Annotated in this window: 13 protein-coding genes; 6 read left to right on the forward strand and 7 right to left on the reverse strand. The window is 43.7% G+C overall.

Features of this window, described 5'->3' with window-relative positions; genetic code table 11:
* Window positions 1-93 precede the first annotated feature (93 nt).
* Window positions 94-2,583, reverse strand: coding sequence for an ATP-dependent Clp protease ATP-binding subunit (locus SYN7509_RS0216400; protein ID WP_009632308.1), 2,490 nt, complete (start codon window positions 2,581-2,583; stop codon window positions 94-96).
* Window positions 2,584-2,880: 297 nt separating this feature from the next.
* On the opposite strand from SYN7509_RS0216400, the gene SYN7509_RS29820 reads away from it, so the two are divergent.
* Entirely contained in the window at window positions 2,881-3,051 is a 171-nt protein-coding gene (locus tag SYN7509_RS29820; protein ID WP_009632307.1) for a Uma2 family endonuclease, read from the forward strand.
* 302 nt (window positions 3,052-3,353) lie between these two features.
* Here the strand turns inward: SYN7509_RS29820 and ilvB are convergent, their stop codons facing one another.
* From ilvB to SYN7509_RS0216415, 3 genes are all read right to left on the reverse strand, one after another.
* Window positions 3,354-5,180 carry a biosynthetic-type acetolactate synthase large subunit gene (gene ilvB, locus SYN7509_RS0216405; protein WP_202807342.1) on the reverse strand — a complete coding sequence of 609 codons (1,827 nt, stop codon included), beginning with the start codon at window positions 5,178-5,180 and terminating at the stop codon, window positions 3,354-3,356.
* Window positions 5,181-5,366: 186 nt separating this feature from the next.
* Window positions 5,367-6,653 (reverse strand): MFS transporter, encoded by a 1,287-nt coding sequence (locus tag SYN7509_RS0216410; protein WP_009632305.1) that lies wholly within the window; start codon window positions 6,651-6,653, stop codon window positions 5,367-5,369.
* A gap of 35 nt (window positions 6,654-6,688) precedes the next feature.
* The gene (locus SYN7509_RS0216415) at window positions 6,689-7,255 is read right to left on the reverse strand and encodes a hypothetical protein (protein ID WP_009632304.1); all 567 of its coding nucleotides are present in this window, start codon (window positions 7,253-7,255) and stop codon (window positions 6,689-6,691) included.
* Window positions 7,256-7,485: 230 nt separating this feature from the next.
* Between SYN7509_RS0216415 and SYN7509_RS27740 the strand changes: the two genes are divergently transcribed.
* Both SYN7509_RS27740 and SYN7509_RS0216425 read left to right on the forward strand, forming a co-directional pair.
* Window positions 7,486-10,464, forward strand: a complete 2,979-nt coding sequence (locus SYN7509_RS27740) for a diguanylate cyclase (protein WP_009632303.1) — start codon at window positions 7,486-7,488, stop codon at window positions 10,462-10,464.
* 163 nt (window positions 10,465-10,627) lie between these two features.
* Complete coding sequence (locus tag SYN7509_RS0216425; protein ID WP_148298014.1) at window positions 10,628-11,743, forward strand: ferrochelatase; 1,116 nt, start codon at window positions 10,628-10,630, stop codon at window positions 11,741-11,743.
* A 46-nt stretch (window positions 11,744-11,789) separates the two neighbouring features.
* On the opposite strand, the gene SYN7509_RS0216430 is transcribed toward SYN7509_RS0216425, so the two are convergent.
* Entirely contained in the window at window positions 11,790-12,335 is a 546-nt protein-coding gene (locus tag SYN7509_RS0216430) for an NADPH-dependent FMN reductase (RefSeq protein WP_009632301.1), read from the reverse strand.
* 392 nt (window positions 12,336-12,727) lie between these two features.
* Between SYN7509_RS0216430 and ftsH the strand changes: the two genes are divergently transcribed.
* The gene (gene ftsH / locus SYN7509_RS0216435) at window positions 12,728-14,527 is read left to right on the forward strand and encodes an ATP-dependent zinc metalloprotease FtsH (protein WP_202807344.1); all 1,800 of its coding nucleotides are present in this window, start codon (window positions 12,728-12,730) and stop codon (window positions 14,525-14,527) included.
* A 38-nt stretch (window positions 14,528-14,565) separates the two neighbouring features.
* Here ftsH and SYN7509_RS0216440 read toward each other — a convergent pair whose 3' ends face one another.
* Entirely contained in the window at window positions 14,566-15,258 is a 693-nt protein-coding gene (locus SYN7509_RS0216440) for a M23 family metallopeptidase (protein ID WP_009632299.1), read from the reverse strand.
* A 493-nt stretch (window positions 15,259-15,751) separates the two neighbouring features.
* Here SYN7509_RS0216440 and SYN7509_RS0216445 point away from each other — a divergent pair, with 493 nt between their 5' ends.
* Window positions 15,752-16,138: a hypothetical protein gene (locus SYN7509_RS0216445; RefSeq protein WP_009632298.1), complete on the forward strand. Its 387-nt coding sequence runs from the start codon at window positions 15,752-15,754 to the stop codon at window positions 16,136-16,138.
* Window positions 16,139-16,167: 29 nt separating this feature from the next.
* Here SYN7509_RS0216445 and SYN7509_RS0216450 read toward each other — a convergent pair whose 3' ends face one another.
* Entirely contained in the window at window positions 16,168-17,397 is a 1,230-nt protein-coding gene (locus SYN7509_RS0216450) for a glycosyltransferase family protein (RefSeq protein WP_028954382.1), read from the reverse strand.
* 198 nt (window positions 17,398-17,595) lie between these two features.
* Here SYN7509_RS0216450 and SYN7509_RS0216455 point away from each other — a divergent pair, with 198 nt between their 5' ends.
* Complete coding sequence (locus SYN7509_RS0216455) at window positions 17,596-21,579, forward strand: magnesium chelatase subunit H (RefSeq protein ID WP_009632296.1); 3,984 nt, start codon at window positions 17,596-17,598, stop codon at window positions 21,577-21,579.
* Window positions 21,580-21,639 lie beyond the last annotated feature (60 nt).

Consider the following 21,639-nt stretch of genomic DNA (forward strand, 5'->3'; position numbering starts at 1 on the left):
TACAGTTTCGACCTTTTATTCTCAAAAAAAGCGGTAGAGCATTAAATACTCTACCGCTTTTATAGTTATGCCTCGGTTAGCTTGTAACTAAACTTACGCACCCTTAGTTAAATCAACACCTTGGGGTAATAACTCGCGGGTTGTCGGCTCGGAAACTACTTTAACTATTCCCGTTTCATCGACATCAACCAACGCCGTATCGCCATCGCGGACGCGACCCGATAAAATTTCCTCAGCTAGGCTGTCTTCCAGCAAGCGCATAATGGCGCGGCGCAATGGTCTTGCTCCGTAGCTGGGGTTGTATCCTTCTTCTACCAAGCGATCTTTGAAGCGTTCGGTAACGTCTAAGGTAATACCCTTTTCCATTAGACGATTGAATACTTCCTTGAGCAGGATATCGGCAATTTCCTTCACTTCGTCTCTAGTCAACTGACGGAAGACAATAATCTCGTCTAGTCGGTTTAAGAACTCTGGACGGAAGTATTGCTTAAGTTCTTCATTAACTAGCGACTTAATCCGGTTGTATTGGGATTCTGCCACGTCTTGAGCCAATTCAAAACCTAAACCCGCCGCACCTTTTTCAATCACCTTAGAACCGATGTTAGAAGTCAAAATCAGCAAGGTATTTTTGAAGTCTACCGTGCGACCTTTAGCATCCGTTAACCGCCCATCTTCCAATATCTGCAAGAGCATATTGAATACATCGGGGTGGGCTTTTTCAATTTCATCAAACAGCACCACCGTGTAAGGACGACGACGTACAGCTTCTGTTAGCTGACCGCCTTCGTTGTAACCTACGTACCCTGGAGGCGAACCAATTAGCTTGGATACGGTGTGACGCTCCATATATTCCGACATATCGAGCCGGATCATCGCGTCTTCCGAACCGAAGAAATAAGCCGCTAAAGACTTAGTTAACTCGGTTTTTCCTACTCCAGTAGGGCCAGAGAAGACAAAACTTGCGATCGGTCGGTTGGGATTTTTTAAGCCCACACGAGCGCGGCGAATAGCCTTAGAAACCGCTCTAACTGCTTCTTCTTGCCCGATTAAACGCTGGTGCAGGGTGTCTTCCATGTGCATCAGCTTCTCGGATTCCGATTCGGTCAGCTTGCTAACGGGTACACCTGTCCAAGAAGCAACGATATGGGCAATATCTTCTTCGGTAACGACGGGGGCATCTTCTCCATCTGGGCGGGTGGTATTAGCTTTATTTTGCGATAGGGCGCGGATTTCGCCTTTGATTTCCATTTCACGATCGCGCAATTCTCCAGCTTTACCAAAATCTTGTCCCCGGACTGCGTCGTCTTTTTCTTTTAAGACTTTACGCAATTCTTTGTCTAAATCTTTGGCGGCGGGTGGAAGTGCTGAATTAATTAACCGCACTCTAGAGCCTGCTTCGTCCATCAAATCGATAGCTTTGTCGGGTAAAAAGCGATCGCTTATGTAACGGTCAGATAGTTTAGCGGCGGCAAACAAAGCTTCATCAGAGATTTTTAGTTTGTGGTGTTGCTCGTAGCGTTCCCGTAAACCAAACAATATCTCAATAGTTTCATCTACCGAGGGTTCGCCCACCATTACAGGTTGAAAGCGGCGTTCTAAAGCAGCATCGCGTTCAATGTGCTTGCGGTATTCGTCTAAAGTTGTTGCACCAATACACTGCAATTCTCCTCTTGCCAAGGCTGGTTTGAGGATATTTGCCGCGTCAATAGCGCCTTCGGCTGCGCCCGCACCGATGAGAGTATGCACCTCGTCAATCACCAAAATCACGTTCCCCGCCGAACGAATTTCGTCCATGATTTTTTTCAGGCGTTCTTCAAATTCACCGCGATATTTAGTCCCAGCTACCAATAATCCAATATCGAGGGTAACTACGCGCTTATCTTCGAGGATATCTGGTATATCTTTATTAGCAATTCGTGAAGCTAACCCTTCAGCGATCGCAGTTTTACCAACGCCGGGTTCGCCAATCAATACGGGGTTGTTTTTTGTCCGCCGACCCAATATTTGAATTACGCGCTCAATTTCTTTGGCACGACCAACTACCGGATCTAGCTTGCCATCGGCTGCCATTTGCGTCAAGTTTGAGCCAAATTCATCCAATGTGGGTGTTTTGGTTCGTCCTGACGGCGACCCGGCATTAACTTCGGCGGTTTCTCCTAGCATCCGAATTACTTGGGTGCGAACTTTTGATAAGTCTACGCCTAAGTTTTCTAATACTCTAGCCGCTACGCCTTCTCCTTCGCGGATTAAGCCTAGTAGTAAGTGTTCTGTGCCAATATAGTTATGTCCTAATTGTCGTGCTTCTTCTAGAGATAGTTCTAGAACTCGCTTCGCGCGTGGCGTAAATGGAATTTCCACTGCGACAAAGCCCGAACCACGACCGATAATTTTTTCTACTTCAATCCGAGCATCTTTGAGATTGACACCCATTGACCTCAAGACTTTTGCTGCTACGCCCGTTCCTTCGCCGATCAGACCCAGGAGGATCTGTTCTGTTCCTACGAAGTTGTGACCCAGGCGGCGGGCTTCTTCCTGGGCCAGCATGATCACCTTAATGGCTTTTTCTGTGAAGCGTTCAAACATAGCGTTTTTGGTTCCCCTGAGTCGTGCCAGTACGCTGATTTTAGCATAGGCTACATTTCTGGCTGTCTTATGATGATAGCTACAAGCAGTACGGTTTTCCCCACTCTAAGGAAACAATTTTTATTTTTTTGTAAAAGTATGCTGTTCTAAATACTTGGTGTAAGTATAAATTCTTATACCTAAATTAGGTCAACGGGCGATCGCACTTTAGGGAAAAAAATCAATAATATTTTCCTAAAAATAAGCGATCGCCCAAGCCATACTAAAGACATCTAAGGGTTTTTAGATTGGGTTGCTATGAGTGTCACTACCTACAAATGGACAATTGAACGCTACCATCAGGCGATTTCTGCGGAGCTTTTTGACAGCGAATCCGTCGAGCTATTGCGTGGAGATATTATAGTTATGCCCCCAGAGGGAGAAACCCATGCCTACTACAACAGCGAAGTCGGAGAGATGTCACATTAAATACTGAATTAACTACACCTTATTGTGCTAGCAGATCGGGGACTATTTGTGTAAATGTAACCTGGAACAGCGCAAGGATTTATGGTGCAGACCCTGCCGAAGAAAAAATTATAGATGTAGAGTTTCAATCAATCCGCAAGGCAGTAATGGAGAAGTTTAAACCCGTTGCCGATCGCACTTAACTAATATTAAAAAGTTTTGTACCTAGGCTAACGGCTTGAATTACAAAAAAACTTTTTGATTAAAAAAATCGGCGGGTAAATAGTTACTCGCCGATTCTTAATTAAGCTAAAATTGCCCTTTTACAATTTAGTGCCGCACTCAGGACAAAAATTATTACTCAAATTTTTAGCGCCGCAACTACAGTAAACTGGCTCTACTTGTTCGGACTTGACAATCTCCGGTAAACCAATCATTTGTGAATTGCTCTTACCAGGCGCAACCATTGGGTAGCAGTTTTCATCTCTAGTAACGTGAGCGTCTATCAACACTGGGCCATTGTGCGCTAACATTTGGGCGATCGCCTCTGGCAATTCTTCCCGGCTGCTAATTGTTATTCCCTTAATCCCGTAAGCCTGAGCCAACATTTCAAAGTTGGGCATTGCTGGCTCCATATTGGACGATGAATAACGCTCCCCATAAAATGCCTGCTGCCATTGGCGTACCATTCCTTGCCAACCATTGTTTATAATTACTATCTTGACATTTATGCCGTAATGTGCAAGTGTACCTAATTCTTGTAAATTCATTTGAAAACTAGCATCGCCACTAATACAAATGACTTCTTCGGTAGGCAATGCTACTTTTGCGCCCATTGCCGCCGGCAAACCGTAACCCATAGTCCCCAAGCCAGCGCTAGAAATCCAGCGCCGGGGTCCATTTTTTAAAAACTGTGCTGACCACATTTGATGTTGTCCCACATCCGTTGTGTAGTAAGCATCTGGTGCTTGAGTCGCTAGTTCAAAAATTACTTCTTGAGGCGACATACTATCGGCATGATGAGGCACAACTAAAGGGTAGTCTCGTCGCCAAGTATTAATGCGGTGTAACCATTCTTGAGTTTGATTTGGGGTACAAACGCGATCGCCTTTAGTTTGACATAAAGCCAATAAATCGATTAGTACCTGCTTGACATCTCCCACAATTGGCACTTCAGGGACGCGGTTTTTGCCAACTTCCGCCGGATCGATATCGATGTGAATAACTTGAGCGCGAGAGGCAAATTCGTCTAGTTTCCCCGTAACGCGATCGTCAAACCTTGCCCCTATACAAATTAATAAATCGCACTCACTAACGGAAAAATTAGCGTAAGCCGTGCCGTGCATTCCCAGCATTCCCAAAGCCAAAGGATGATTTTCATCAAAAGCACCCTTACCCATTAGTGTTGTTGTGACGGGGATATTAAATAACTCGGCAATTTGCTTAATCTCATGATGAGCGCCCGCAGCAATTGCCCCCCCGCCTACATACAGTAATGGGCGACGCGAATTCTGCATTAATTCCCAAGCCGCATTGATTTGACGGGGATTACCTTTGACTGTGGGACGATACCCCGGCAACTTAACCGTACCTGGTTCTACAGGCACATACTCAAATTCCTCTAAACCAACATCTTTGGGGACATCGATTAAAACCGGCCCCGGTCTGCCGCTACTAGCAATATAAAATGCTTCAGCCACAATCCGCGCCATATCTTTGACATCGCGCACTACATAGGAATGCTTGACAATCGGCAGCGTAATTCCGTAAATATCGGTTTCTTGAAAAGCATCTGTGCCGATCGCCGCGCGACTTACTTGTCCGGTCACAATTACCATCGGGATCGAGTCCATTTGCGCAGTAGCAATGCCTGTAACTAGGTTTGTTGCTCCAGGGCCGGAAGTTGCAAAACACACGCCTACTTTTCCCGTCGCACGAGCATAACCATCCGCCGCATGAGCCGCCCCTTGTTCGTGTCTAACTAAAATGTGCTGAATACCGCCGAGGGCTTCAGCTTTATAAAGCTCGTCATAAAGGGGTAAAATCGCGCCGCCGGGATAGCCAAAAATATGCTCAACGCCGTGACGCTTGAGGGAGTCTATCAAGGCAAACCCTCCCGTTACTCGTCTAGCAACTACTATGGGCGCGATCGCTCTTTCTATGCTTACGAGTTCTGAAGTTAGAGAATTATTTTTAAGAGGCGATTCCCCGGCGGGGATATTTCGTGAACGCACTGAATAAACCTCACGCAATAGCTAATTTAATAGTTAGGATTTTTTGTATTCAAAGATTCATTTTAATTGAAAATCTGACTTTATTAGCAATTCTTGTCAAGATTAGATTACATTACGCAGCACGCGCCGAGTGCTGTTCCAAGCCCATATACCTACAGTACAAACGATCGCACTCATTCCCACCAACACGATCTTTAAACCCAAAGTTTGCGACCCTACAGCGTTGCTAACTGCATCGGTAATCGGGCCGGTAATTGCTAAAGGCGCACTCAAGGCGATATTCACCAAATTATTTTGAAATCCAAACACCTTACCGTGCATATCCGAAGGAGTTTCTCTTTGAATCAACGTTTGCATTGGTACGCCTACCATTGCCCCACCTACTCCCAACAAAGCACTCAGCCCCAAACCCAGCCACAAATTGCTAACAAAGCTAAAAACAGCCAAAGCAAACGCCATTGTCAAAAAACCAACTAAAGGCAAGGGCTTATGATGAAAGACATCGCCCCAATGACCCAAAATTCCTGCGCCTAATACTATTCCCACTCCTGCCGCCGCCAACAAAAAGCCGTATTGCTTCTCTGATTGCAAGCCAATTTGCGGAGCCAAACTAAAAGTCAGCACAATCAGCGCCGCAATTACACAGTACAAAGTTGTCAGTTGCAACATTGCATTCCAAACTAGGCGGTTTTGCTTGAGATATCTAAAGCCAGCTTTGATTTCTTGCCAAGGATTCACCATGATGCCGCCAGCATTAGTTATGGTTTCTTTTAAAACAACGGTTTGTAACATCATTGCCGCCAAAACATACAAACCACCCACCAACAACTCTTGTCCTTGATCTCCTCCCCAGGTTTGGCTCAGACTTAAAACTGGTTCTCCGATCGCAAAGCCAACAATAAACGCCCCCATCATTGTTGTAGTAAATAGAGCATTGGCGGCTAACAAGTTCTCGCGGGGGATTAGTAACGGGATCGCGGCTTGTTCGGCGGGCGCAAAAAATTGCGTAACCGTAGAAACAATAAATGTTATTAGTAATAAAACAACAAATTCTTTGGGTAAAACCGGAATAGCAAATATTAAAAGCGCTCGAATCAAGTTGGAAACGACAAGTATTAACTTTTTTCCCAATCTATCTACAAAAATTCCCGCCGCCGAGCCAAATAAAATTGCTGGCAAAGTAAAAGTTAGTAGTAAAATTGAGCGCATAGAGTTTTCTGTTCCCGTTGCCGTGGGATAAACTGCTAAGAGCGCAATCAGTAGAGTTAAAAGAATTTTATCTGCTATTTGAGAAAGTAATTGTCCAAACCATAACGCTAGAAAGGAACGGTTTTTGAGCAAAGCGCGAAACCCAACTTGCTTTGCGGTTGGTTCTTCTACGGGAAACATAAAATATCTAATAAAATTTAAGTATTGCTCCCAATCTACTCAATTTCTTGGTAGCGCTTCAATAGCATCAAAATAAATTCCGCCTCGCTCAGGTACGATCGCACCAAAGGGCGATGGGGGCTAACTACCCATCCCTTTACCGTAGAAGGCGATCGCCACATTTGCAAATGCTCTATCCCCGGATCGGCATAAAAACTATCTTCCTGGCAACTTAAATTTATTGATGTTTTGTGGGTAAAATAATCGTGACTGAGTGTGTGGATAGGAAAATTACCCACCAATGGCACACCCCAACCATCAATAGCAATCACTGCTTTAACTTTTCCTCCCCTTAGCTCCCATCCCCAAGCCGCACCGAGCGCTCCAATTACTCCGGCACTAAAGCCTATAAGTAATATGGGTGCGGTTTGTGGCGGTTGTCCGTAATTTTTGACCAAATCGTGTGTTATGTGTAATGCTGATAAAACTGTATAACTTTGTACTGAAAAGCTACGTGTATTTGCTAGTAAGTTAGAGGGAGCTTGGGCAGATAATAGCAATTCTTGCAAAAAGCATTGTGTTAATTGAGGCAAGTGAAATCCAGGACAGAGAAAAATATTCATAATGAAAATCTAAATAAAATCTTAAAATCAGTAATGGAATGTAAGTTTTAGCAGCTTTTGTCCTTATACAGAAAACAATCTATAACTAAGATAGAAAATATGTAAACTGCCATCGTAGCCATAATCACAGGATGGCAAACTGCGATCGCCAGATTTAGGTAGCCAAAGATAAGAAGGTCGTCAGCCAAAGGTACGGGAAGTAAACTTTCTAAGTTGGTGATTGGTAAATAATGAAAAATAAAATTACACCGCCAGTACCTAAAAATGAAGACGCAAGGCTAAAAAACCTATGCCAATATCAAATTATTGATACTCCAACAGAAAAAGCCTACGACGATATTACCCGTTTGGCTGCTTCTATTTGCGGTACTCCTACAGCCATAATTAGTATTGTCGATGCCAATCGTCAGTGGTTCAAATCCAAAGTTGGCTTAGAGATCGAGGAAACATCCCGCGAACAAGCTTTTTGTGCTTATACAATTTTGGGACAAGAAGTATTTATTGTTCCTGATACTCTAAAAGATGAACGTTTTGCCCATAATCCGCTAGTAACTGCTGATCCTTTTATTCGCTTTTACGCGGGCGTACCGTTAATTACATCCCAAAACTACGCTTTGGGTTCGCTCGCCACCCTCGACTATGTACCTAGGGAACTGCAACCCCAACAAATTGAATCGCTCAAAGCCTTAGCACGTCAAGTTGTCAAGCTAATTGAACTACGCAGCGACCTAGCGGCATTGACAAAAACAGCTTTTAAGTCGCAACAACGACACCAAGAAAGCAAATCATTTTTCCGCAGAGTCATAGTAGGACTGGGACTCGCCTCCGCCATTCTAGCTGCTGGTGGATTTATTGCCCACGATAGCCTCAACAATACGGTGAATAATACCCAAAAACTGATAGAACGCTATAAAATAATTGACAATTTGGAAGATATAAATTTAAAAATGCAAAAAGTAGCGATCGCCAAACATCGCTACATCAATAGCCCGCAGCTAAAATATTTGGAGCCATACTACAGCGTTAAAGTATCGGTAAAGCAAGAAGTTACACAATTAAGAGCGCAAGTTGCCAACAACCCCGACCAACAAAAACGTTTAGCACTGCTCGATCGGCTAATCGATCAAAAACTAACAGAAGTAGAAAACGCTGTTAATCTCCGCAAACAAGGCTTTGACGCGGCGGCGCAATCGTTAAGAACCGAGCAAGGTAAATATATTTCCGATCGGCTCGACGCAACAATTCAAGAAATGGAAGCGGCGGAAACTCAATTATTAACAAGAGCTTCGCGCTCAGTTCAAGCCAATACCTACAACTTTGGAGTTGTATTTGCCACGGGTATCGCCCTCAACTTTTTGGTGTTGGCGATTGTTTATTATTTTATTGAACGAGAAATTAACGAACGCCACAAAGTAGAAATCGATTTAGAGCAAGAGCGAGACTTTACTTTTACGATTTTGGACACGATCGCCTCTTTAGTAATAGTTTGCAGCGCTGAAGGTAAAATTGTCCGCTTCAACCGCGCCGCCGAACAGATATCTGGTTATTACAGCGATGAGGTTAGAGGCAAATATTTATGGGATCTATTTTTACCGTCTGAGGAAGTAAGCAGGGTAAAAAACACTATCCAAAACATCCAATCGATTAGTGTCAATAGCTACGAAACTCACTGGCTAACCCGCAATGGCGATCGCCGTTTGATTGCCTGGTCAAATAGTCAACTGCATGACCAAACTGGCGCAATTGAGTATGTACTAGCTAGTGGTAACGACATCACAGAAAGCGCTGAAGCATCCATGGCTTTACAAGAAAGTCAAGGGCGCTATCACGATTTATTTGAAACCGCCAGCGACTTGATTCAAAGCGTCGCTTTAGATGGGCATTTTATTTATGTAAATCGGGCTTGGCGCGAAGCTCTAGGCTACAGCGAAGCGGAGATTAATCATATTTCATTGTTTGACATTATTTCTCTTGACTATCAAGCCCATTGTCAAGAGTTGTTTGGTCGCCTGATAAATGGAGAAACTCTAGGAGCGGTGCAAGCAGAATTTGTAACTAAAGATGGCAAAAATATCTTAGTGGAAGGCAGCGCTAGTTGTAAATTTGTGGATGGCAAACCCGTTGCAACTCAAAGCATTTTTCGCGACATCACTCATCGCACCCAAACCGAAGCCGAGCTTCAGCAGACAAACGAGCGTCTCAATCGCTCGATAAAAGAACTAGAACAGCGCAATCATGAAATCACTCTACTGAGCGAAATTAGCGATGTTCTCCAAGCTTGCCGCACTATTGAAGAAGCTTATACAGCAATTTCTACTTTTTTAAAGTTGATGTTTCCTGATGTTCCCGGCGGCATCTTTTTAATCAATTCCTCCAAAAATGTAGTTGAAGCTGTAGTAAATTGGGGCGATTTGCCCATGACTAGCAATACATTTTTTACACCCAACGATTGCTGGGCATTGCGGCGGGGGCGATTGCATTTTGCTGGCACGTTACACGGCAGCTTGCAGTGTCAACATCTAACTCATCCCCTGCCTACAGCCTCTCTATGCGTACCAATGATTGCCCAAGGAGAGGCGTTGGGAATGCTTTATCTAAGCTCCCTAGAGTCGGGAACGGCAATTGAAGCTAAACAACAGTTAGCAGTCACCGTCGCCGAACATATTTCCTTGGCGTTAGCAAATATCAAACTGCGAGAAAAATTAGAAAATCAAAGTATTCGCGATCCGCTCACAGGCTTATATAATCGCCGTTATATGGAGGAATCTTTAGACCGAGAAATTTTCAGATGCGATCGCAAACACCAACCCCTAGGAATTATCATGCTTGACGTTGACCACTTTAAGCGCTTTAACGATACCTTTGGTCATGAAGCTGGAGACAGCGTACTCAAAGAACTAGGGGATTTTCTCCAAAAATACGTTCGCGGCTCAGATATTGCTTGTCGTTATGGAGGAGAAGAATTTATCTTAATTTTACCGGAAGGCTCTTTAGAAATTACCAGTAAGCGAGCAGAGCAATTAAGAGAAGGTATCAAACACTTAAATCTCAAGTATCGTCATGAACCTTTAGGTCAAATCACCCTTTCTTTAGGGGTAGCAAGTTTTCCCGAACATGGGATGAGTGGACAAGATGTGATTCGCGAAGCCGATGCAGCGCTCTACAAAGCCAAACAGGAAGGGCGCGACGCTGTTAGACTCGCACCTTAAACAAATATAGACATTGCTTAAAACTCCTAGCTACTTAAACAATCCCCCGGTAGGGGATGTTAACCTAATGAATGAAGAATTGACTATTTAGCTCAACAATCTAAAATTTATCTAGCAGAGGATCTTTATAGTGGTAGCGACCCCTGAAAAATATCATTCAACTATGCCCGCAACAACTGGCAAAGACCGAGTTGCCGTATTGCTTATGGGTTATGGTGAAGTTGAAAGCTACGAAGATTTTGCCAACTACAACGAACAAGCCTTAAATCTACTTACAGCTAAGTTTGCTCCCGTGCCAACGTGGATTTATCCGCCGCTTGCAAAGCTATTAGCCTTGTTCGATCGCCATGAATGGGATCACCAGCACGATCATTTTGTCTCGCCTCACAATGCGATTTTTGAACAGCAGCGTGCAGGCATAGAAAAGTGTCTGCAACAGAAATGGGGCAATCAAATTCAAGTATTCAAAGCCTTCAACTTTTGCGCTCCTTTCCTTCCCGAACAAGTGTTAGAGGAAATTAAAGCGCAAGGATTTGACAAGCTGCTAATTTATCCGCTTTTAGTTGTAGATTCAATTTTTACAAGCGGGATTGCCGTCGAGCAAGTCAACTTAGCTTTAACCAAGTTAGCTGATGAAGGCGAACACTGGGTAAAAGGACAGCGTTATATTCCTTCTTTTTACAACGAAAATGCCTACATTAAGTTAATGGCACAAATGGTTGAGGAAAAAATAGCTACAGATTTAGCGGCGGCTTATTTGCCTTCCCAAATTGGCATCGTGCTAATGAATCATGGTTGTCCGCATAAAGCTAAAGGCTTCACTTCGGGAATTGTTGAAAGTCAAGCACTCTACGATCGCGTTAGAGATGAACTTATCAACCGTTATGCGTTAATTTCTGTAGGCTGGCTCAACCACGATACACCCTTAATTGACTGGACGCAGCCCAACGCCTTTGTCGCTGCCAATAATTTAATTGATTTGGGGGCAAAAGCGATCGTGTTTATGCCCATTGGTTTTGCAACGGAAAATCACGAAACGTTGCTTGATGTAGACCACATTATTCATGCCTTACAGCGCAAACATTCGGAAGTAAATTACATCCAAATGCCTTGTGTAAACGATCGCACGGAATTTGTAGAAATGGCGGCTTCTTGGGCCGATCCCCACATTGCCGAATTACTCTCAGAGCAAGCAGTGGCGGTCAATTCCCAAAGGGCTGTAGCTCCCAAGAGCGGTCATCACCACCATGACCACGACGGTCATCACCACCATCATTAAAGTTAGGAATTGGGAATTGAACTTATCACCAATTCCCAATTTACCATTACCCGTTACCCCTCAACTTTCGGGTATTATCAACCAAACTTTGAGCAAACTTATCGAAGCGTTGGGCTACTTGCTCGTCCAAAATTTTGCCTTCTGGTGAAAAAGCTTTCCAAGCTTGAGCAATAGCAATTTGTTCAGGAATTACCCAAGCGTGTACCCAACGCAAAATTACTCGTAAGTCATTGAGCGCATTACTATTAGCTTGACCGCCTAAGACGCTAATTAATCCTGCAACTTTGCCATCTAACTGCTCAAAACTCATTAAGTCAAGCGCATTTTTAAGTACGCCGCTAACGCTGCCGTGATACTCTGGTGTGGCTAAAATTAAACCATCGGCTGTTTTTACCGCCTTTTGCAGTTTCTCCACGTCGGGGTAGTCTGGATACTCCTCTCCCCCATCGCAAAACGGTAAATTCATTTTCCTTAAGTCTAATATTTCTACTTCTGCTCCCAAGGCTTCGGCGCGCTTTGCGGCTAGAGCCAAGACAATTTGACTGTAAGAATCAGCCCGTAAACTTCCGCCAATACCAACAATCTTGACCATAGTGGTTTTAACCCAACTTTAGTTGCGTGGGTACAAAGAATTTTTAATAACTCATAGTCGTAACGACTACATATAATAGTTTAACAGTTTTACCTAGATTTTGGCAAAGCATATATCGATAGTTTTTAGCGCCAAGCTCAAGCAGTAGTTGAGGGAGGAAAGTTAGACTAGATTTGAGTATAGGTATATTTAGAAATTGACTTAATTATTGAGTCAACAGCACCAATGATGGTTATTCGTTAACAGACAAAGGGCAATCAAATATGAGTAATTACCGGGAAAAAGCATTGATAAATCAGCAACCAGTAAAAAGGTTAGCAAAAAAAAATATTGGTACAGCAAAGCAACGTCTAGGCAGATTAGCGGCTTTTTCGCTGCTAATAGTGCAGTCAATGCTAATAGGCACATTTCCGGCTAATGCCCAAAAGTCAGAAACTGAAGCTTTATCCTATGGCGACTTGTTAGAAAAAATTGATAGCGGCGAAGTTACAAGGGTAGAGCTAGATCCAGAGCAACCAATTGCCAAAGTCAAACTTCGAGGACAAAAGCCCGACGAGCCTTTACAGGAAGTCAAAATTTTTGACCAAAATCCGGAGTTAATTAAAAAAATTCGTAGCAACAAAAATATTGAACTAGAAGTTAATTCTTCCGCTAATAGTAGAGCCGCGATGTGGTTTTTACTTAACTTGCTGTGGATTGTGCCATTAGTTGCCATCATGTTGCTATTTTTGCGCCGCTCCGCCAACGCGGGTAGCCAAGCCATGAACTTCGGCAAATCAAAAGCCCGCTTTCAGATGGAAGCAAAAACCGGAATAACTTTTAGTGATGTCGCCGGGATTGATGAAGCTAAAGAAGAATTAGAAGAAGTAGTTACTTTTCTCAAACAACCTGAACGATTTACAGCTATTGGGGCAAAAATTCCTAAAGGAGTGTTGCTAATTGGAGCGCCGGGAACAGGTAAAACCTTACTAGCTAAAGCGATTTCTGGCGAAGCGGGAGTTCCATTTTTTAGCATCTCTGGCTCCGAATTTGTGGAAATGTTTGTGGGGGTTGGTGCTTCCCGCGTCCGCGACTTGTTTAAGAAAGCCAAAGAAAACGCTCCTTGTCTAATTTTCATCGATGAAATCGACGCAGTCGGGAGACAAAGAGGGACGGGGATTGGTGGGGGAAACGACGAAAGAGAGCAAACCCTTAACCAGCTACTTACAGAAATGGACGGATTTGAGGCAAATACAGGCATTATTATTATTGCCGCTACCAACCGCCCCGATGTTTTAGATATTGCCTTATTGCGTCCAGGACGTTTTGATCGCCAAGTAACGGTAGATACTCCCGACTTAAAAGGGCGATTGGAAATATTACAAGTCCATGCTCGAAACAAAAAAGTCGATCCCTCTGTATCAATAGAAGAAGTTGCTAGACGCACTCCAGGCTTCACTGGGGCCGACTTAGCCAATTTACTTAATGAAGCGGCAATTCTCACCGCCAGACGACGGAAAGATGCCATTACGGTGCTAGAAATCGACAATGCTGTAGATAGGGTTGTAGCGGGAATGGAAGGTACGCCTTTAGTTGATAGCAAGAGCAAGCGCTTGATTGCTTATCACGAAGTCGGACACGCCTTAATTGCCACTAAGCTCAAAGACCACGATCCTTTGCAGAAAGTGACGCTAATTCCACGCGGACAAGCAAAAGGCTTGACTTGGTTTACTCCTGATGAAGAACAGGGTTTAAACTCTAAAGCGGAGATTTTAGCTAGAATTACAGCGACCTTGGGAGGTAGAGCCGCCGAAGAAGTTGTATTTGGTAGAGGAGAAATTACCACTGGCGCGGGTCAAGATATTCAACAATTGACCAATATAGCGCGGCAAATGGTGACTAAATTTGGGATGACCGATTTAGGATTAGTTTTATTAGAAGAACAAAATAGCGACGTATTTTTAGGTCGAGATTTAGGAAAGAAGTCGGACTCTTCGGAGGAAATTTCTAGCAAGATTGATGCTCAAGTTAGAGAAATCGTTGGCAAGTGCTACGTTCAGGCTGTAGAAATTCTGCAAGAAAATCGCGCGCTGATGGATTTATTGGTAGAGCAGCTAATTGAACTTGAGACAATAGATGGCGAAGTTTTCCGGCAAATTGTGACTCAATTTGCCCAGCCAACAGAGCAAAAACTATCGCTTGCTAAAAAATAGAGAATAGAGACGTTGCACCGCAACGTCTCTACAACAATTTAAAACTCTGAAACTTTGCTGTTGACTAGCTGTTGCTGGCTAACGGCAGTCTGTTGAACATTGGTTGGTTGTTGGGCATACATAGCTCTTAAAACCAAAGCCGGGTCTACATAATTACTGGCATATTTAAGCCCCCAGTGTAAGTGAGGGCCTGTGGTACGTCCAGTCATGCCTACACGTCCAATTCTAGTACCTGCGCCTAGCTGCTGACCTTCGCGAATTTGTACCCCACCTTCACGATCGACTAAATAGCGATCGCCTCCCGCCGTTGCCACATGACCTTTCATGTGGCAATATTTATGTTCCCACTGCCCCGATTGGATAATTATATGGGTTCCACAAGCATTGCGATCAGCAACTTTTACCACTTTTCCCGCCCACCAACTGCGAATATAACTCCCTTGGGGTGCAGCCAAATCTAAACCGCCGTGAAATTCCCAATTAGAGCCTCCGGTCGCCGAGCGACGATAGCCAAAAGCTGAAGTATAACCGCGAAAATTTTCCACCGGAAAGGACGCACCACGCCATGTATTTCTACTAGCTACTTGTTGTTCATCTGTCTCTAAGGCTTTAACACTTTGTTGCCCAGATACAAAAGCTGGTACAGTAATTATACTTATAAAAACTAATAGCAAACTTTGCAAACAACGGGCATTCAAAAATGGGTAATGGGGTTTAGATAGTTGGTTCATACTTGACACTCCTCAACAAAAAATACAAACACCGATATAAGTTAAGCGATCTTGGCATTTTTCCAATTGCGATCGCAACTATTGTGGCAATGATAACTGAGTAGTAAAAGTTTTAGATGCAGTTGCCCGCGCTAATTTTTTTTAGGAACAGCTACAAATAAAACTCAATTTTTGGAAACTATGATAAGCGATCGCCCTTAAAAGTAGTAATTGCTCCAATTGCCAAGGTTATTAAGTAGAAAAACTAAATAGTTAATATTTTTACTTAATTCAATAACAATCTTGAGCAAAGGTATTATTTTTCCTAAAGTTAGTAAACGATATATCTTACCTTATGCTGGAGCATTGTCAAGCAAAGCCAGAAAAAATTAGGTAGCCTAAAGCACAGTCTTGACAGAAAATTTGATAAGTAATTGGTTTTGTGAATAGGCTGGTTTATCGTTAAAATTTTTTAAGCAGTGTTTGTAAATTTAACGATCGCTTAACCTAGTATATGCTCGAAGATATTTTTCCTTTTAGGTTCGATATAAATGCTAGTGCGATCGCCGGGGCGAGTTTGTGGTCATTGGCATTATATTTAGGCTTTTCACCCTTTAGCGACTGGTTGATTTGGCAATTGCAACGCTGGTTTAACTTTGCCGAGCGCAGTTTATATATCAACGAAAAAGAATTTGAACGCACTCGCAAAGCCAGAGAAGCACAAAATGCTTTTTATGCGTCAATTTTTAGTATTTTGCCATTTTTAGGTTTGGGCGCACTGTGTAACTACGGCGTGGAATTAGGCTTAGGAGGTAGTTGGGCGATTAGCATGGGAGTCATTGCCTGTATGGGTTGTGGTGTTTATGAGCTAGGGCGCAGAGATGGACAATCTTCCAAATAAAGGGAATTGGTCATTGAAATTATTACCTATTACCCTAATTCAGCTTTAACTAAAACCGCTAACTTTCGAGCCGCTCCAGATTCGCCGCGTATACTCCGCAAGATGTCGCTTATTTTCTGGAGTTTTTCAGGATGCTCTAAATACTCCAGTACCATCGCCGCTACTTCGGTTGGTTGCAAATTACCTACAAGTTCTGGTACTACCTCAGATTTTGCCCAAATATTGGGCCAAGCATACAAACGTCTGGGTAAATGTAAGATTAACCAATTGATAAGTTTTGCCATACTTGTACCGACTATCGGCAAATTTGCCAATAAGCCCGGAATTCCATCCCAAGAACGCATCGCGTCTAATTGTTGCGTTGGCAGTAATATAATCATTGGTACAGCTAAAGCCCCAAGTTCTGCCGTATTCGCGCCTACGGTAGTCAAACACATACGACATTGAGACAAAACATCGTAAGCTGGCGACTTCAGCCACAAATCGACCTCTAAGCCACCAGCAGTTTTTAATTTGAGAGGATTGGAGACAATAATTGCACTAACTCCTCCTAGGCGCTCAATTACTGGATTAAATTTGGGATTGGCAAACTTGGCTAAAGTTTCTAAGTCAACGGTGGGAGCTACAGGAATCACAAAACGAGTTTGCGGACGAGCCGCCGCCACAAGTTCGGCGATCGCTAACATTAAAGGCACGCCTTGCCCTAGTTTTGCCGCCTTTGAGCCTGGTAATATACCGATTAGTTCTGTTTTAATGTCGCTTGCTGGTTGTTCCTGTGCTGCCTCTAGCATCAAATCCCCGACTACTGTAGATTTATGGGCAAATTTAGGATTAATAGCTTGGGCTTGCATAACTCCAAAACGGTCAATCCAGCGATGCCAGCGAGTTTCCCACTCGGCATATACTACCGTTTTATAACCTAAGCGTTTGCCAATCACTACGGAAAAAAAGCTATCGCCACCTAAAAACAGTACGACACCGCGATCGCAAAATTCCCAAGCTTCCGCCGTTTTTCCCCACAATAAAAACTGCCAAAAATCCTTAGCTTCTTGTACTCTGTCTACTTCCTCATAACTGCGGCAAATCTCCGCTTCTTTGCCCGTTGCGTGGGGACAAGGCGATAAAACTATCGAAATCCGGGTTTTGTCGTGGCTACCTAATTGCGATCGCAAAGCCCGAACCACCGGACGCACCCAGGTTGTGACTTCTCCTGGCCCATTGGCAAGAATCAAAACATCAAAATGTGTTGCTTTTGTCATAAATGGTTGAGTTACTACTACTTTTTTTGTCAAGTAATACAAAGAATTGTTGCGGTATATTAATACAAATTGTGTCATAAAAGCGCTTAACCCCCCATTGGTAAGCATTTTTTGATAAAAAATAACTTAGAAGTTATCAGTTAATAGCGTTTTTAAATCCTAGGGGCAATAGATCCCACATCACAGGAGATTTAGTCTATGTTCACTCACGTCAAGTCCACCATCCGACATATCGCGCCCGACAATCTACAGGGGCGATCGCTCATTAAAGTGGTCTATGTCGTGTTAGAGTCCCAGTATCAAAGCGCCCTATCGCAGGCGGTGCGGTCAATTAATGACAAACACCCATCGATTGCGATTGAAATTTCTGGCTACTTGATTGAAGAACTGCGATCTAACGAAAACTACGAAGAATTTAAAAAGGATATTGCTACAGCCAATGTATTTATTGGTTCGCTAATTTTCATTGAAGACTTAGCTGATAAAGTCGTAGCCGCCGTAGAACCTCACCGCGATAACCTAGATGTAGCAGTGGTTTTCCCTTCTATGCCTCAAGTAATGCGCCTAAATAAAATGGGTAGCTTCTCGATGGCGCAGCTAGGACAATCAAAAAGTGCGATCGCGCAATTTATGCGCAATCGTAAAGAAAAATCGGGCGCGTCCTTTCAAGATGGAATGCTCAAACTATTGCAAACTCTGCCTAAAGTGCTGAAGTATTTGCCCATAGAAAAAGCCCAAGATGCCCGTAATTTCATGCTGAGTTTTCAATACTGGCTGGGGGGATCTTCAGAAAACTTAGAGAATTTTCTACTGATGCTGACAGATAAATATATTTTTCCTGGCGCATCTAAAGCCGCATTAAAGTACCAAGATCCGGTAACTTATCCCGACATGGGGATCTGGCATCCCTTGGCAACGCGGATGTTTGAAGATGTCAAAGAATACCTCAACTGGTACAACAGCCGTAAAGATGTTAATGCCGACTTAAAAGACCCTCTAGCGCCTTGTGTGGGCTTAGTATTGCAACGTACCCACCTAGTAACGGGGGACGATGCCCATTATGTGGCAATGATCCAGGAATTTGAAGCAATGGGAGCGAAAGTAATTCCCGTTTTTGCTGGCGGGTTGGACTTTTCTAAACCTGTGGAGGCTTATTTTTGGGATAGCAAGGGTCAAGAAGGCAATTGTTTAGTTGATGTAGTCATATCGCTAACCGGATTTGCCTTAGTAGGTGGCCCCGCAAGACAAGATCACCCTAAAGCCATTGAAACGCTAAAACGCTTGAATCGCCCTTATATGGTGGCATTGCCTTTAGTTTTTCAAACAACCCAAGAATGGCAAGATAGCGATTTGGGATTGCACCCAATTCAAGTAGCATTGCAAATTGCGATTCCTGAATTAGATGGAGCAATTGAGCCGATAATTTTATCAGGACGCGATGCAAATACGGGAAAAGCGATCGCATTGCAAGATCGAATTGAAACAGTAGTAAAACGGGCGATGAAGTGGGCAAACTTACGCCGTCAGCCAAAATTACAAAAAAGAGTTGCTATCACCGTTTTTAGTTTCCCTCCCGATAAAGGCAATGTGGGGACGGCGGCTTATTTAGATGTATTTGGCTCAATCTACGAAGTCATGCAAGCTCTTAAGCGCAACGGTTACGACTTGCCAGAATTGCCCGAATCCGCCTCAGCCTTGATGCAGGAAGTTATCCACGATGCTCAAGCGCAGTACAATAGCCCCGAATTAAATATTGCTTACAAAATGTCTGTACCAGAGTACGAGGAATTAACCCCCTACTCTCATCGCTTGGAAGAAAACTGGGGAGCGCCTCCTGGACATCTCAACAGCGACGGACAAAATTTGCTAATTTATGGCAAACAATTCGGCAATGTATTTATTGGCGTACAACCTACCTTTGGCTACGAAGGCGATCCCATGCGGTTGTTATTTTCCCGCTCGGCGAGTCCTCATCATGGTTTTGCCGCTTACTATACCTATTTAGAGCAAATCTGGAAAGCTGACGCAGTATTGCATTTTGGTACGCACGGTTCATTAGAATTTATGCCTGGTAAGCAAATGGGAATGTCGGGGGACTGTTACCCAGATAATTTAATTGGTTCAATTCCCAACCTTTATTACTACGCCGCTAATAATCCTAGCGAAGCCACGATCGCTAAACGACGCGGTTATGCTGAAACTATCAGCTATTTAACCCCACCTGCGGAAAATGCCGGATTGTACAAAGGTTTAAAAGAACTCAGCGAACTAATTGCGTCTTACCAAACCCTCAAAGGCAGTGGTAGAGGGATTCCCATTGTCAACACCATTATGGACAAGTGCCGATTGGTGAATTTAGACAAAGATATCGCCTTACCAGAAACCGATGCTAAAGATATGTCCGCCGAGGAGCGAGATAATATTGTAGGGATGGTTTATAGACGGTTGATGGAGATAGAGTCGCGGCTATTACCTTGTGGTTTGCACGTGATTGGGAAGCCACCAAGTGCGGAAGAAGCGATCGCAACTCTCGTAAATATTGCTAGTCTCGATCGCAACGAACAAGAAACCAAAAGCCTACCGCGCATTATTGCCACCAGCATCGGGCGAGACATTAATGACATTTATCGCCTTAACGACCAAGGTATTTTAGAAGATGTTGAATTGCTGCAAAGCATTACTCTAGCCACTAGAAGCGCTGTTTCTGCCCTGGTAAAAGCTCAAACTGATGCCGATGGTAGAGTTGCCAAAGTTGCCAAACTCAACTTTTTCAACATGGGTAAAAAAGGACCTTGGACAGAAGCATTACATCAAGCAGGTTATCCAAAAGTAGATTCTCAAGACCTCAAGCCATTATTTGAGTACCTAGAATTTTGCCTTGTCCAAGTATGCGCGGATAACGAATTAGGAGCATTACTCAAAGCTTTAGAAGGCGAATATGTATTACCTGGCCCAGGAGGCGATCCCATCCGCAACCCGGATGTATTACCCACAGGGAAAAATATTCACGCTCTCGATCCTCAATCTATCCCCACAACGGCGGCGGTACTTTCTGCCAAAATCGTTGTAGATAGATTGTTAGAACGGCAAAAACTCGAAAATGGTGGACAATACCCAGAAACGATCGCCTGTGTACTTTGGGGAACAGACAACATTAAAACCTACGGCGAATCTCTCGCTCAAGTAATGTGGATGGTAGGAGTTCGCCCCGTCCCCGATGCGTTGGGTAGAGTTAATAAGCTAGAACTAATTTCTTTAGAGGAATTAGGAAGACCCCGCATAGACGTAGTTATCAACTGTTCCGGTGTATTCCGCGACTTGTTTATTAACCAAATGAACTTGCTCGATCAAGCCGTAAAAATGGCCGCCGAAGCTGATGAACCTTTATCTATGAACTTCGTCCGCAAACACGCACTAACTCAAGCCGAAGAAATGGGTATTAATCTGCGTCAAGCTGCAACTCGCGTATTTTCTAATGCTTCCGGTTCTTATTCTTCCAACGTCAACCTAGCTGTAGAAAATAGCACCTGGGATAGCGAAGCCGAGTTACAAGATATGTACCTTAGTCGCAAATCCTACGCCTTTAGCGCTGACGATCCGGGAATGATGGATAAATCTCAACAGATTTTTGAAACCGCCTTAAAAACTGTTGATGTCACCTTCCAAAATCTCGATTCCTCCGAAATTAGCTTGACAGATGTTAGCCATTATTTCGACTCCGATCCCACAAAACTTGTAGCTAGTTTACGCGCTGACGGTAAAACCCCATCGTCCTTTATCGCCGATACAACTACCGCCAACGCTCAAGTCCGCAGCCTATCAGAAACCGTGCGTTTAGATGCCCGTACTAAGCTGCTAAACCCCAAGTGGTACGAGGGAATGCTAAATCATGGCTACGAAGGAGTTAGGGAGCTTTCCAAGCGCCTAGTAAACACAATGGGTTGGAGTGCAACGGCGGGAGCGGTAGACAATTGGATTTACGAAGATACCAATACTACGTTTATTCAAGATGAAGCCATGCGTCAACGTTTAATGAACCTCAATCCCCATTCTTTCCGCAAAGTAGTTTCAACTTTATTGGAAGTAAATGGGCGCGGTTATTGGGAAACTAGCGAAAGCAACTTGCAGATGTTGCGCGACTTATACCAAGAAGTAGAAGACCGAATCGAAGGCATAGAATAAGAGTTATAAACTTGCGTGGAGGCTATGTTACAGCCTCCACGTTTAACTCTTTCTATTGTG

Origin of the sequence: Synechocystis sp. PCC 7509 (assembly GCF_000332075.2) — a bacterium.
Classification (GTDB): domain Bacteria; phylum Cyanobacteriota; class Cyanobacteriia; order Cyanobacteriales; family Chroococcidiopsidaceae; genus Aliterella.

Coding starts and splice junctions, on each gene's coding strand:
- SYN7509_RS0216400 (WP_009632308.1), bottom strand. CDS start 2,583: ATGTTTGAACGCTTCACAGAAAAAGCCATTAAGGTGATCATGCTGGCC.
- SYN7509_RS29820 (WP_009632307.1), top strand. CDS start 2,881: ATGAGTGTCACTACCTACAAATGGACAATTGAACGCTACCATCAGGCG.
- SYN7509_RS0216410 (WP_009632305.1), bottom strand. CDS start 6,653: ATGTTTCCCGTAGAAGAACCAACCGCAAAGCAAGTTGGGTTTCGCGCT.
- SYN7509_RS0216415 (WP_009632304.1), bottom strand. CDS start 7,255: ATGAATATTTTTCTCTGTCCTGGATTTCACTTGCCTCAATTAACACAA.
- SYN7509_RS27740 (WP_009632303.1), top strand. CDS start 7,486: ATGAAAAATAAAATTACACCGCCAGTACCTAAAAATGAAGACGCAAGG.
- SYN7509_RS0216425 (WP_148298014.1), top strand. CDS start 10,628: ATGCCCGCAACAACTGGCAAAGACCGAGTTGCCGTATTGCTTATGGGT.
- SYN7509_RS0216430 (WP_009632301.1), bottom strand. CDS start 12,335: ATGGTCAAGATTGTTGGTATTGGCGGAAGTTTACGGGCTGATTCTTAC.
- ftsH (WP_202807344.1), top strand. CDS start 12,728: ATGCTAATAGGCACATTTCCGGCTAATGCCCAAAAGTCAGAAACTGAA.
- SYN7509_RS0216440 (WP_009632299.1), bottom strand. CDS start 15,258: ATGAACCAACTATCTAAACCCCATTACCCATTTTTGAATGCCCGTTGT.
- SYN7509_RS0216445 (WP_009632298.1), top strand. CDS start 15,752: ATGCTCGAAGATATTTTTCCTTTTAGGTTCGATATAAATGCTAGTGCG.
- SYN7509_RS0216450 (WP_028954382.1), bottom strand. CDS start 17,397: ATGACAAAAGCAACACATTTTGATGTTTTGATTCTTGCCAATGGGCCA.
- SYN7509_RS0216455 (WP_009632296.1), top strand. CDS start 17,596: ATGTTCACTCACGTCAAGTCCACCATCCGACATATCGCGCCCGACAAT.